Origin of the sequence: Bradyrhizobium sp. CCGB20, assembly GCF_024199855.1 — a bacterium.
Classification (GTDB): Bacteria; Pseudomonadota; Alphaproteobacteria; order Rhizobiales; family Xanthobacteraceae; genus Bradyrhizobium.
This window is the reverse complement of the sequence record NZ_JANADN010000001.1, coordinates 8,590,001-8,603,192: the sequence shown is the minus strand read 5'-3', so window position 1 is coordinate 8,603,192 and position 13,192 is coordinate 8,590,001. Positions and strand designations below refer to the sequence as shown.

Here is a 13,192-nt window from a genome sequence, read left to right as displayed (position 1 = left end):
TTCGCTCCGAACCCGAGCGTGCGGATCGCCGGGCAGATCGACCGGTTTCGCCAGGCGACAGATCCGGTCAGGCTGATCAGGGAGGTTTTTCCGGCGGATGCGCCGATCGTCAAGGAAACCGGCGGCTCCGACAATGTGGCGTACGAAAAAGGCAAGCGACTGGACCCCGAGATACTGCAGCAGTTCAACAGGTTTCTCGATGGTGCGCTGGGAGCCAGCTTCGAAAACGCCTCGCAGTTCTCGGATTGGCTGCACAACAACGGCGCGCGCTTCCGCGGCTATGCCGCGCTGGACGACAGGAACGCGCTTGACGAGGGCAACATCGAGGTGTTGTGGCGCTCCCTGCTGTTCGATTATGCTAGGCGGCTGAGCGCGCGCGCGCCGGCGCTGGCGACGGCGAACAAGGACAAGCAATACTCGTCCGCGATGGATCGCTTCACGGCTGCCACGCCTCCCACCCGCGCGCCCTATTTCGTGGTGTGGTTCTTCAACAAGCTGCAAGGCGAGCTGCAACTCGTCTCTCAGGAATTCCAGGAAGAGCAAAACCAGAGGCTGGCCCTGCGATTGATGGCGCCCGTCGCCTTGTATGTCGCCGCGGGTGCCTTCTCCTATTTTATCTTCATCATGTTCCTGTTCTTGCTGGTCTCGATCGAAGCCAGCGTCAGGCGTTTGGCGTCCGCCGAAAACCCTGCGTTGCCTCCGCTGCCGGCTGCTCAAGAGGTCTGAGAGGTGACGTGGCAGGAGCGTCGCCGCTGACAGTCAGTGCGCCGCCAGCGATCTCGGATCGCGCACCGGCCAGCGCCCGGCTTCAACCAGCGTCACGAACCGCTCCACGCTCTCGTTGAACAGCGCGGGCTCTTCGAGATTGAGCACGTGGCCGGACTTCGGAAACATCGTCAGGCCCGCCGCGGGCAGGTGCTTCTTCAGGAACAGGCTCGCCCCGACGCACGGATCGTCCTCGTCACCGCAAATGATCAGCGCGGGCGTCATCACCTTCTCGATCGCATCCGTCATGGCAAAGATCGAAGGGCGGCCGCCCTGGAAGCCGCGCATCGTGTTCGCTGAGCCCCTGGCGTCATGCCGCGCCAGTGCGGCGTAGAAATCGGCATGGCCGCGCGGGTCCTTCACCAGGAAGGGAATGCGGCTCGGTGCCTCGCGCGTGACTTTTGCGACTTCAGCCGAGCCCAGCGTTTCGAATTGCTCGGCATTGGTGCGGCACTGCTTGCGCCAGCTGTCGAGATTCTCGATCTCCGATCCGGAGCCCACGCCGGCCAGCGTCATCGACAGCGCGCGCTGCGGTGCGTTCAGTCCGATCTGGAGCGACGAGTACGCGCCCATCGAGAGTCCGACGAGATGCGCGCGATCGATCTTGAGATGATCGAGCACCGCGAGCGCGTCAGTGTAGAAATGCGTGTAGGTGTAGACCTCGCCATCGGGCACGTCCGACGGCGTGTAGCCGCGCGCGGAGTAGGTGATGCAGCGGTGGCCGCGCGAAAAATAGCGCATCTGCGGCTCCCAATTGGTGTAGTCCGCCGCGAACTCGTGCAGAAAAATAATCGGCGTTCCCTGGCCCGCTTCCTCGAAATAAATGCGGACGTCGTCCCTGGTCGTGGCGTGGGGCATTAACTGTTTCCCTCTCTTCAAGCCGCATTTGAAGGATTGCAGTTAATGCTGTTGTCCGCAATGCGGCAGCATCAAACCGGCACAGCACAAAATCATCGCAGCCATTCGCGGTCACGGCTGTCTTTTTCTCGCCACATGTGGCGGCTTAACGGCCTGAAGGATGTCGGCCAGTGCACGGGCTGATTGGGAAGTGGGGGTGTCAACGAAGGATGAAGTATGTTCGAGTTGTTTGCGTCTCGCCTGTCGCGTTGTGTTGTCGCGCTGGCGCTGTTCTTCGCGGCGGTCGCCGCGTTCGTTTCTCCGGCCTCGGCGCGGCCGCATCATCGTCATAGCGCAGAGCGGCACGGTTACGTGCACCACGCTAGACATCATCATTACCGTCATTATCGGCATCATGCCCGCAGCTCGCGCTTCGAGCGCAGCGCGGCGCAGTTGCAGACGAATGGCTTTGCCGACACCCAGGCCAGCTACAATCCGAACGCCAACGTCGGCGGCATGGCCAATAACGGTATGGCTGCAAGCGGTGGCCTCGGTGGCGGATCTGGTCTCGTGTCCGAGGCGCGCCGCTATATCGGAGGCAATCCGACCGGGCGCGGCAGCCTGTGGTGCGCGCGCTTCATGAACATGGTGCTCCAGCATACCGGACATCAGGGCACCGGCTCGGACATGGCGAGCTCGTTCGCGCGCTACGGTACGCGCGTCTCCGGTCCGCAGGTCGGCGCCATCGCAGTCATGTCGCGCGGCCGCCGCGGCGGCCATGTCGGCATCATCACCGGCGTCGACGCGCAGGGCAATCCGATCATGATCTCCGGCAACAACGGCAATCGTGTTCGCGAGGCGCCGGTCTCGCGCGGCCGGATCTATGCGTATGTGATGCCGAACTGACGACGGAGCCGTAGGGTGGGCAAAGGCGCGCAAGCGCCGTGCCCACCAGCGGTGTGTCAATGTTCACGAGTAGGAGTGGTGGGCACGCGTCGCTTTGCCCACCCTACGGCAGCGACCGCACCGTCACACCAATCTCGGCTCTTCCACTGCCACGACATCGCCCACGCCGATCTCGCCGTCGGCGATCACCTCGGCATAGATGCCGCAGTCCATGTGGCCGAGATGGCGCGAGAGCGTCGGCGGGATCTCGAGGTCGCGTGCGCCGGTGTCAGGGTCGACATTGGTGGCCGGGCAGCGGACGATGCGCTTGACCACCTTGAGCCGGGCCTGGCCGATCGCGAGCGTCTGTCCCACGAGGTCGAGCTCTGACCAGGCCGGCCAGCCCTTCACATAGAGATTGGCGCGGAAGCGCAGCGGATTGACCGCAGTGCCGCCGAGCATGGCTTCGATGGCGCGGACGCTGTCGAGATTGATGATCGACACCACCTTGCGGGCGACGTCGGAAAAGCTGTGGTCGCGGCCCGACAGGACTTTTGGCGGGCCCTTCAGCTCCGGCTGAAAGTTCTCGCTGAAATAGTCCTCGATGGCGGCGCGCCCGGCGGCGGTCTCGAGATCGCCGCTGGCGACGGTCTGGCCGTCCTTGCGGATGGTCAGGCGATTGCTCGCGTCCTCGAACCGGCTGTCGAGGGTCGCCAGCCGCTCATTGCGCGCCAGCATCAGAAACTGGATTTTCGGCTTCCAGGCCGGTGCCTCGGGATCGAACCCGCTCGGGCCATTCTCGATGGCGTAGCGGCGGTCGGCGGGCAGGGTCAGGCCGATCCGCAAGGGGACGCGGGGCAGGGCCTCCGGCGTCAGGCCCTTGATCGGATAGCGGTAGAGGCCGGTGATCTCGGCGGTCTGGCTGGCTGTCATGCCGCTACTTAGGGCATTCGACCGGGCTTCGCCAAGCAGGCGGATCAGCGCACGAAATTGTGAACACGCCTCTTCCGATCCGAGGGCACGCTTCCCACATCTGGGTCAGGCCGGCGCCAGCGCCGGCTGATAACGACCGCTGTTGGTTGAGGAACGTCAACGCATCAAGCGGAAACCCAATGAAGATGCCGTTGGAGTGCCTTAGAGGGCTCCAGGGGCAGGCCGAGGGAAAGAAAAGACATGAACATCGAAAAATATACCGAACGCTCCAGGGGCTTCGTCCAGTCCGCGCAGTCGCTTGCGGTGCGCGAGGGGCACCAGCAGTTTTCGACCCTGCACGTCCTGAAGGTTCTGCTGGACGACAATGAGGGGCTGGCTTCCGGCCTGATCGACCGCGCCGGCGGTAATTCCCGCGCAATCCTGAAGGCGACCGAGGACGCCCTCAACAAGGTGCCGAAGGTCTCCGGCGGCGGCGCCGGCCAGATCTATCTGGCACCCGAGCTCGCCCGCACTTTCGACGCGGCCGAGAAGGCCGGCGAGAAGGCCGGCGACAGCTTTGTCACCGTCGAGCGGCTGCTGCTCGGGCTCACGCTGGAGAAGACCAGCGAAGCCGGCACGATCCTGGCCAAGGGCGGCGTCACTCCGCAAAATCTCAACGCCGCCATCGAGGCGCTGCGCAAGGGCCGCACGGCGGACTCGGCGACCGCCGAGAACGCCTATGACGCGCTGAAGAAATATGCCCGCGACCTGACCCAGGCGGCGCGCGACGGCAAGCTCGATCCGGTCATCGGCCGCGACGAGGAGATCCGCCGCACCATTCAGGTGCTGTCGCGCCGGACCAAGAACAATCCTGTCCTGATCGGTGAGCCCGGCGTCGGCAAGACCGCCATCGCGGAAGGGCTCGCGCTGCGCATCGTCAATGGCGATGTGCCCGAGAGCCTCAAGGACAAGAAGCTGCTGTCGCTCGATCTGGGCGCGCTGATCGCCGGTGCGAAATACCGCGGCGAGTTCGAGGAGCGGCTGAAGGCCGTGCTCCAGGAAGTCACCGCGAGCGAAGGCACCTTCATCCTGTTCATCGACGAGATGCATACGCTGATCGGCGCCGGCAAGGGCGACGGCGCGATGGACGCATCCAATTTGCTCAAGCCCGCGCTCGCGCGCGGCGAGCTGCACTGCATCGGCGCGACCACGCTCGACGAGTACCGCAAGCACGTCGAGAAGGATGCGGCGCTGGCGCGGCGCTTCCAGCCGATCTTCGTCAGCGAGCCCTCCGTCGAGGATACGATCTCTATTTTGCGCGGGCTGAAGGATAAGTACGAGCAGCATCACGGCGTGCGGATCACCGATTCCGCGCTGGTGGCGGCGACGACGCTGTCCAACCGCTACATCACCGACCGCTTCCTGCCGGACAAGGCGATCGACCTCATGGACGAGGCGGCCGCGCGGCTGAAGATGCAGGTCGATTCCAAGCCGGAAGAGCTGGATTCGCTCGACCGCGAGATCATCCGGCTCAAGATCGAGCAGGAAGCGCTCAAGAAGGAAAGCGACCTCGGCTCCAAGTCCCGTCTCGAGACGCTCCAGAAGGAACTCGCCGAGCTCGAGGAGAAGTCGGCTGCGCTGACCTCACGCTGGAGCGCGGAGAAGAACAAGCTTTCCGACGCCCAGAAGCTCAAGTCCGAGCTCGACGCCCTGCGCGTCGATCTCGCCGACGCCCAGCGGCGCGGCGAATTCCAGAAAGCTGGCGAGCTGGCCTATGGCCGGATTCCGCAGCTGGAGAAACACCTCGCGGATATCGAGGCCCGTGAAAACTCCGGCGAGATGATGGAGGAGGCTGTTACCGCCAACCACATCGCGCAGGTGGTTTCGCGCTGGACCGGCGTGCCCGTCGACAAGATGCTGGAAGGCGAGAAGGAGAAGCTCCTGAAGATGGAGGAGCAGCTCGGCACCCGCGTCGTCGGCCAGGCCGAGGCCGTGCGTGCGGTCGCGACCGCCGTGCGCCGTTCGCGCGCAGGCCTGCAGGACCCGAACCGGCCGACCGGCTCGTTCATGTTCTTAGGCCCCACCGGCGTCGGCAAGACCGAGCTGACCAAGGCGCTCGCGGAGTATCTGTTCAACGACGAGACCGCGATGGTCCGCCTCGACATGTCCGAGTACATGGAGAAGCACTCGGTCTCGCGGCTGATCGGCGCGCCTCCCGGCTATGTCGGTTATGACGAGGGTGGCGCGCTCACCGAAGCGGTGCGGCGCCGGCCTTACCAGGTCGTGCTGTTCGACGAGATCGAGAAAGCGCATCCGGACGTTTTCAACGTCCTGTTGCAGGTGCTCGACGACGGCCGCCTGACCGATGGCCAGGGTCGTACCGTCGATTTCCGCAACACGCTGATCATCATGACCTCGAACCTCGGTTCGGAGTTTCTGGTCAATCAACCGGAGGGCGAAGACACCTCGGCCGTGCGTGAGCAGGTGATGGGAATGGTGCGCGGGCATTTCCGCCCCGAATTCCTCAACCGTGTCGACGAGATCATCCTGTTCCACCGCTTGCAGCGGAGCGAGATGGGCCGGATCGTCGAGATCCAGTTCGCCCGGCTCCAGAAGCTTCTGACCGATCGCAAGATCGTGCTGACGCTCGATGCCGCGGGGCGCGACTGGCTCGCTACCAAGGGCTGGGATCCCGCCTACGGCGCACGGCCGCTGAAGCGCGTGATCCAGCGCTACCTCCAGGACCCGCTTGCCGAGATGATTTTGGGCGGCGACGTCAGGGATGGCGACAACGTTGCGATCTCGTCCGAAGGCAACGTCCTGACCTTCAACGGCAAGGCGGCGCAGACCGCGGAAATCGCCCAGTTCGAGGCGCCGGTGTCGAAGCGCAAGCTGAACTGATCGTCACGTCACTGAACGCCATGGCCGCCTGAAACAACAAGCCGCCCCGGAGAGATTGTCTCTCCGGGGCGAATTGTCGTGTCAGGTCGGGCGGCCGGATCTGTTGGCGGCCGCTACTTCCTCACCACCTTGTAGATCGCGTTCTCGATATCCGAGCTGAAATAAATCACGCCGCTCGCGCCGATCGCGACGCCGGTCGGGATGTTGCTGGGCAGGCCGCCGGGTGCGCCCGTCAGGCCGATCGGAAGATTGGCAGCGATCTCGGTGACCTTGCCGCTCTCCGGCTCGATCTCGATCAGCCGCTTGGCGCCAACTTCCGCCACGATCAGCTTGCCGTCGCTCCCGTGCGCGATGCCTTCGGGCATTTTCAACTCCTTGGCGAGCACGGTCTTTTCGCCGTTTGTCCCGATCTTGGATACGACACCCGTGAAGGCCTCAGTGACGTAGACCTCGCCGCTCGCTCCGCCGACGAGTCCGACCGGACCTTCGAGCCCGCCGATCAGCGTGGTGCGGTCCTTGCCATGCTCGCCGCCGACGCGGACCAGCGATTTGGTGCCGAGCTCGGCCACCAGGATGCTGCGGTCCGCGAGTACGATGGCGTCATGCGGTGCCTTGAAGCCGTGCAGCATGTCGCGGGTGGCGCCGGTCTTGCCGTCGATCACCTGCACCGTGCCGGTGAACCAGCTCGACAGGATCACGTCGTTGCCTTTCGCCGTCGCGCTCATCGGATATTCGAGCGTGGTGCCGTCGGCGTGCATGCGCGCCTTCTCGGTGACCTCGCCGGTCGCACCGTCCACCGTGCGATAGGCAAACACGTCGGCGACGTGGATCGTATCCTTGCCGTTGTCGGAGGTGACGCCGATGCCGCCGGGCAGGGCGAGCTTGCCGATGATGATCTGCCGGGCCTGGCCGGTCGCGGGATCGACCTCCTGGATGCCGTTGTCGGCCATGTTGGAGACGTAGATGCGGTCCTTGTCGTCGATCACGAGATTGTCCAGCGACGGCTTCAGTTGCGCGACCATGGCTTTGGTGCCCGACTTGGGATCGACCCGGACGAGCTGGCCAAGCGCGGTGTCGACCACCCAGAGATTGCCCCTGGAATCGAAGTTCACTGCGGCCGGGACCTTGAAGCCGTCGGCGACGACGGTCAGCTCGGCCTTGTCGACGTCGACTTTTGCGACCTGTCCCTTGAACCAGAGCGGACCGTAGAGCTTGTCGTCGGGACCGAATTCGAAGCCGTTGAGGCCGCCCATCTTCTCCATGATCTGACGCGGCGGTTTGACGCCTTCGACGTCGATCTCGTAGAGCGCGTCGCCGAGGAAGACGGTCGTGGCGTAGAGCCTGCCATCCTTGCGGAAGGCGAGCGAGTTGATGCCGGGAAGGCCGGTCGCCAGCTTCTTGATCGGGCCGTCGCCCTTGCGCGAATAGAGGTCGCCGGTCAGGAAGCCGGTCCAGGCCATGGTGCCGTCGGGGGCGAACGCGATGTCGTCGGCCATTCCGATCGGAGCGGGAATCGCGATCTTGGCCGTGCCGCCTGCAATATCGACCTCGTAGAGCGCCGCGCCCGCGACGCTGCCGGCAAACAGATGGCCGGCCTTGTCGATGCCGAGCCCGTGCACGCCGTGGAACGCCGAGCCCGGGACGAGCCGGGTGACCTCCCAGGTCTCGGCCAATACGCTCGTGGTCGAGAAAATTGCAGCGACGAAGGCTGCGCAGGCGAGCCTGTTCTTCATGGCGAGACCTCCCGTTTTTTTGGAAAGTATTCGCCCCTCATGCCGCTTTGGCAAACGAAACTTGAAGTTGAGACGCAGTGAAACGTCGTCGTTTGACGACGCCGCATCGGATCATGTTTGCAAGAAAGTCCGGTCGATTTCCGACGGTGACCGGATCAGCGGTTGGTGACCTGCAACGGGCCGCCGGTTGCGTCCGACATGCGGGCGATGGCGCCGTTGCGGCCGCTCATCATGGCGTCGAGCCGGTCGCGCTCCTTCTCGAAGCCGGCCAGCATCGGGCCTTCCAGCGAACGGCCGCGCGGCAATTTTACGCGCAGCGGGTCGACGAAGCGGCCGTTGACCAGGATTTCGTAGTGCACATGCGGGCCGGTCGATGCGCCGGTCGAGCCGACGAAGCCGATCACCTGGCCCTGCCGCACCTTCCTGCCCGGCTCCATGCCCTTGGCGAAAGCCGACATGTGGCCGTAGGCGGTCTCATAGCCGTTGTTGTGCTTGATGCGGATATATTTGCCGTAGCCGCCCTCGGGGCCGACCTTCTCGATCACGCCGTTGCCGGAGGCGAAGATCGGCGTGCCGTAGGTGGTGGCCCAGTCGACGCCGGTGTGCATCTTCACATAGCCCAGGATCGGATGGCGGCGGCCGCCGAAGCCCGAGCGCATGATCGCGTTGTTGACGGGCTTCCTGACCAGGAACTTCTTCGCGCTCTTGCCGGTCTCGTCATAGTAGTCGACGACGCCGTCGTCGGGGCTCTGGTAGCGATAATATTTCTTGGTCTCGCCGCCGACCGTGAGCGAGGCGAACAGAACGTCGTTCTTCTCGCTCGATGTCACGCCCTCGTCTTCGCCGGCATAGAACACGTCGAAGGAATCGCCCGGCGCCACCTTGCGCTGGAAATCGACGTCGTAGGAGTAGATCTTGATCATGTCGTCGATGACGGGCATCGGCACTTTGTTGCGCATCGCGGTCTCGTAGATGCTCTGGTAGAGCCGCACGCCAGTGCCGTCATCGTCGTCATCGTCGTCGCTGCTGGCGTTGGCCGCAGCGTCCGCGACGGTGTTCATGCTGGAGACGTCGACCGCGACGTATTTGCCAAGATCGGACAACGCCGCGATCGCCTCGACCATGGTCTCGTTGGCGACGACGACGCGGTAAGGTTGCAAACGGGCGCCGGGGCTTGCGGGCGCCATCAGGATGCGGAGCTTCTCGCCTTCCTTCAGGCCGCCGTCGCGGCCGCGCGGGCCGAGCGTTGCGGCGATCGCCTTGATTTCCTCGGCCGTCGCGCCGAGATCGCGCAGCACGGAGCCGACGCTGTCGCCCTTCTTGACCATGTGGACGCGTTCGCCGTTCGGATTGCCGCCGGTGATCTGCTCCTTGGTCTTCGGCAGCAGCGTGACGTTTTCCGGCACCACGCGCGTCTCGAAGCCGGCATAGGGATCGGACGACGACACTTCGCTGGCGTAGGCGGTTCTGATGTCGGACGGGCCGGTCGCGCCGGAAACGTCGGCGGTTGCATTGGCGAGCGAGGCGTAGCGGACACCGCCATTGCCGCGCCAGTTGGCGGCATCGCGCACCCGCATCAGGATGTCGTCGAGCGCCACCACCGCGGAAATCTTGGCCTTCGGCAGCACCGGCGACAGGTCCTTGGTGACGAAGGAGACTTCCGCGTCGGGCTCGACGGCCTCGGGATTGTTGGGATCGTCGGATGCGGTCTTGGGATCGGAGCCGACGTCGGTCAGCATGCGTTGGGCGTTGAACGGCGGGATTTTCGCCGACAGGTCGCTCGTCGTCATCGACAGATTGCCGGCGATCCGGACGAACGGGCGCACCCGCATCACGTCGCGGTTGCCGACGCGGGCGACAGTGGAGACGCGCATGATGTTGCGCGATGCCGTGGATTCGCTCGGCGGCGGCAGGCGGTCGCTCTTGTGCAGCGTGGCGGCGCGGTCGGCCGCGCCGAATGCGCCGCGCAACGCGCCTTCGACGCGCTCAGGCACCTTGGCGAAGGTCATCTCGCCGTCGAGCGACGCGAAAACGGCGCCGCCGATCAGGGCTGCGCCGCAGAGTCCGGTCAGAATTGTCCCGCTGAACCACTGCACCGACACGCGGCGGCGATCGATGACGGCGGCCTCGGAACCATCGACGGAAAGCGGCGGCTCGTGGCCGAGATCGATGATCCCGGTCTCACGCCCGTAAGCGCCGCGTGACGTCCTGTGGTTCAACCGAAGTCCCCCAATCAACGACCCAAGATGCCCACTTCCGAACCCTTCCTGGCCGCCCTCTTGAGGGGGGATCGCCGGAAAAGGCAAGCCGCACAGGCGCCCGCGCTCAGAAAGCCCTCAATGGGGCCGGCCGAAATTACGAACAACTGGACGGGTAAAGGTCTCTCGATGTCTCTCGAATGTCGGAAGAAGGCCGCGTCATCTGCAAGATCGCCTTCCTCTGACCCCATGAAAATCGCCGGCAGCCCCCACTGGCATCCCGCGATTCAAGCTTGTCTGTACCAGAACGCCGCGGGATTGTGGCTCTAGTACGGCGCCTAATCTGGAAAAAGTTTCCTGAACGGCCCGGAGCCGGGAGCCCGTCTGGCCACAGGGCCGGAGGACCAGCTCTGGCGTGGAATGAGCTCGGTCTGGCTTGGGATGGGGTTCGTCTGCCGTAGACGAGGGCTAAGTCCAGTTTGGATGGGGCTCCGCCTGCCAGGGCACATGGGTGCGGTCTGGAAGGGCGCAGGGGGAGGGCGCCTGGAGGGGGCGCCAAAAGCCGCTCCGGAGCCCGCTGGCGGGCAAACTTTTTTTGAGATTTTTTACCGTGCCGGCCCGGTTAGTGCGTCCCAGGCCTTTCTAATCGTCTGGAATCGCTGGAGTTTTTTTGGAAATCCACCGTGCGACGATTTGTTGACAATGGGCGTTGACAATCCCGAGTGCGGGGGCCTATAACCCGACCACTGAGCGCGGCGCCGCCGGGTCACTGACCAAGGCGAGCGAACGCGCCACTGATGCTCCTCACCTTGTTGAGTGACACAACAGTCGACGTAAGTCGATTGGAGTTCATCCATCGTCGGTAAGGGTGTCGGAACCCTTCCTCTCAGGAAGGTTGGGGCCTCTCCGGTCCCGGGCTGTTTGACAAGTGAAGATGAAGAAAGAGAAACGTGGACGGCGGAGTCCTTGCGGGTCTCGCTTCTGAAAAGCTTCGGCTTTTCTGATCGAGACCGGACGAAAGACTTCGGCGGTACACGTTTTAAAGGAAACACCATCGTTGCCAGCGATGTGAATCGCGGGCAGCTCGGCGGCTTCGGTCGTCGGAAAAATGGTGGGACCTCGTCAAACGTTGTGATCAGCCGGTTCAAAGTTCAAGTCCAACTTGAGAGTTTGATCCTGGCTCAGAGCGAACGCTGGCGGCAGGCTTAACACATGCAAGTCGAGCGGGCGTAGCAATACGTCAGCGGCAGACGGGTGAGTAACGCGTGGGAACGTACCTTTTGGTTCGGAACAACACAGGGAAACTTGTGCTAATACCGGATAAGCCCTTACGGGGAAAGATTTATCGCCGAAAGATCGGCCCGCGTCTGATTAGCTAGTTGGTGAGGTAATGGCTCACCAAGGCGACGATCAGTAGCTGGTCTGAGAGGATGATCAGCCACATTGGGACTGAGACACGGCCCAAACTCCTACGGGAGGCAGCAGTGGGGAATATTGGACAATGGGGGCAACCCTGATCCAGCCATGCCGCGTGAGTGATGAAGGCCCTAGGGTTGTAAAGCTCTTTTGTGCGGGAAGATAATGACGGTACCGCAAGAATAAGCCCCGGCTAACTTCGTGCCAGCAGCCGCGGTAATACGAAGGGGGCTAGCGTTGCTCGGAATCACTGGGCGTAAAGGGTGCGTAGGCGGGTCTTTAAGTCAGGGGTGAAATCCTGGAGCTCAACTCCAGAACTGCCTTTGATACTGAAGATCTTGAGTTCGGGAGAGGTGAGTGGAACTGCGAGTGTAGAGGTGAAATTCGTAGATATTCGCAAGAACACCAGTGGCGAAGGCGGCTCACTGGCCCGATACTGACGCTGAGGCACGAAAGCGTGGGGAGCAAACAGGATTAGATACCCTGGTAGTCCACGCCGTAAACGATGAATGCCAGCCGTTAGTGGGTTTACTCACTAGTGGCGCAGCTAACGCTTTAAGCATTCCGCCTGGGGAGTACGGTCGCAAGATTAAAACTCAAAGGAATTGACGGGGGCCCGCACAAGCGGTGGAGCATGTGGTTTAATTCGACGCAACGCGCAGAACCTTACCAGCCCTTGACATGTCCAGGACCGGTCGCAGAGATGTGACCTTCTCTTCGGAGCCTGGAACACAGGTGCTGCATGGCTGTCGTCAGCTCGTGTCGTGAGATGTTGGGTTAAGTCCCGCAACGAGCGCAACCCCCGTCCTTAGTTGCTACCATTTAGTTGAGCACTCTAAGGAGACTGCCGGTGATAAGCCGCGAGGAAGGTGGGGATGACGTCAAGTCCTCATGGCCCTTACGGGCTGGGCTACACACGTGCTACAATGGCGGTGACAATGGGATGCTAAGGGGTGACCCTTCGCAAATCTCAAAAAGCCGTCTCAGTTCGGATTGGGCTCTGCAACTCGAGCCCATGAAGTTGGAATCGCTAGTAATCGTGGATCAGCACGCCACGGTGAATACGTTCCCGGGCCTTGTACACACCGCCCGTCACACCATGGGAGTTGGTTTTACCTGAAGACGGTGCGCTAACCCGCAAGGGAGGCAGCCGGCCACGGTAGGGTCAGCGACTGGGGTGAAGTCGTAACAAGGTAGCCGTAGGGGAACCTGCGGCTGGATCACCTCCTTTCTAAGGATGATCCTTCAGCGAGCTTCGGCTCACTATCGGATCGTTTTAGAAACATCAGTGGCCAACAGTCGTCAGGATTGTTGAGCTGCATTGGCGGGATTTCGCCGTCTTCGTTTCTCTTTCTTCGCGGACGAACACGCGCTGGGGCTGCAAGCTTGCAGAATCCCTGGTCCTTAACAGGATATGCGTTAGGGGCTTGTAGCTCAGTTGGTTAGAGCGCGCGCTTGATAAGCGTGAGGTCGGAAGTTCAAGTCTTCCCAGGCCCACCACTTTCATCGAGTGAGCATTCGTCTTCTGGTTACGGGGCCATAGCT

The 13,192-nt window shown here is 62.9% G+C and carries 7 protein-coding genes, 2 tRNA genes and 1 rRNA gene (1 of these 10 only partly in view); 6 read left to right on the top strand and 4 right to left on the bottom strand.

Annotated features, from left to right (window positions below; genetic code table 11):
- Positions 1-18: 18 nt before the first annotated feature.
- A complete protein-coding gene (locus tag NLM15_RS40495) occupies positions 19-726 on the top strand; it encodes a hypothetical protein (protein ID WP_254123529.1) in 708 nt (235 codons plus the stop codon).
- 33 nt (positions 727-759) lie between these two features.
- Here NLM15_RS40495 and NLM15_RS40490 read toward each other — a convergent pair whose 3' ends face one another.
- Positions 760-1,623, bottom strand: coding sequence for an alpha/beta fold hydrolase (locus NLM15_RS40490; RefSeq protein ID WP_254123528.1), 864 nt, complete (start codon positions 1,621-1,623; stop codon positions 760-762).
- Positions 1,624-1,839: 216 nt separating this feature from the next.
- Here NLM15_RS40490 and NLM15_RS40485 point away from each other — a divergent pair, with 216 nt between their 5' ends.
- A complete protein-coding gene (locus NLM15_RS40485) occupies positions 1,840-2,508 on the top strand; it encodes a TIGR02594 family protein (protein ID WP_254123527.1) in 669 nt (222 codons plus the stop codon).
- A gap of 123 nt (positions 2,509-2,631) precedes the next feature.
- On the opposite strand, the gene NLM15_RS40480 is transcribed toward NLM15_RS40485, so the two are convergent.
- Entirely contained in the window at positions 2,632-3,420 is a 789-nt protein-coding gene (locus tag NLM15_RS40480; RefSeq protein ID WP_254123526.1) for an MOSC domain-containing protein, read from the bottom strand.
- Positions 3,421-3,660: 240 nt separating this feature from the next.
- On the opposite strand from NLM15_RS40480, the gene clpB reads away from it, so the two are divergent.
- Entirely contained in the window at positions 3,661-6,300 is a 2,640-nt protein-coding gene (gene clpB, locus NLM15_RS40475) for an ATP-dependent chaperone ClpB (protein WP_254123525.1), read from the top strand.
- Positions 6,301-6,413: 113 nt separating this feature from the next.
- Here clpB and NLM15_RS40470 read toward each other — a convergent pair whose 3' ends face one another.
- Entirely contained in the window at positions 6,414-8,033 is a 1,620-nt protein-coding gene (locus NLM15_RS40470) for a hypothetical protein (RefSeq protein WP_254123524.1), read from the bottom strand.
- A gap of 155 nt (positions 8,034-8,188) precedes the next feature.
- Entirely contained in the window at positions 8,189-10,252 is a 2,064-nt protein-coding gene (locus tag NLM15_RS40465; protein ID WP_254123523.1) for a M23 family metallopeptidase, read from the bottom strand.
- Between the two features lie 1,137 nt (positions 10,253-11,389).
- Here NLM15_RS40465 and NLM15_RS40460 point away from each other — a divergent pair.
- From NLM15_RS40460 to NLM15_RS40450, 3 genes are all read left to right on the top strand, one after another.
- A 16S ribosomal RNA gene (locus NLM15_RS40460) occupies positions 11,390-12,878 on the top strand.
- A gap of 192 nt (positions 12,879-13,070) precedes the next feature.
- A tRNA-Ile gene (locus tag NLM15_RS40455) sits at positions 13,071-13,147 on the top strand.
- A gap of 33 nt (positions 13,148-13,180) precedes the next feature.
- Positions 13,181-13,192, top strand: a tRNA-Ala gene (locus NLM15_RS40450) (it continues 64 nt past the right edge of the window).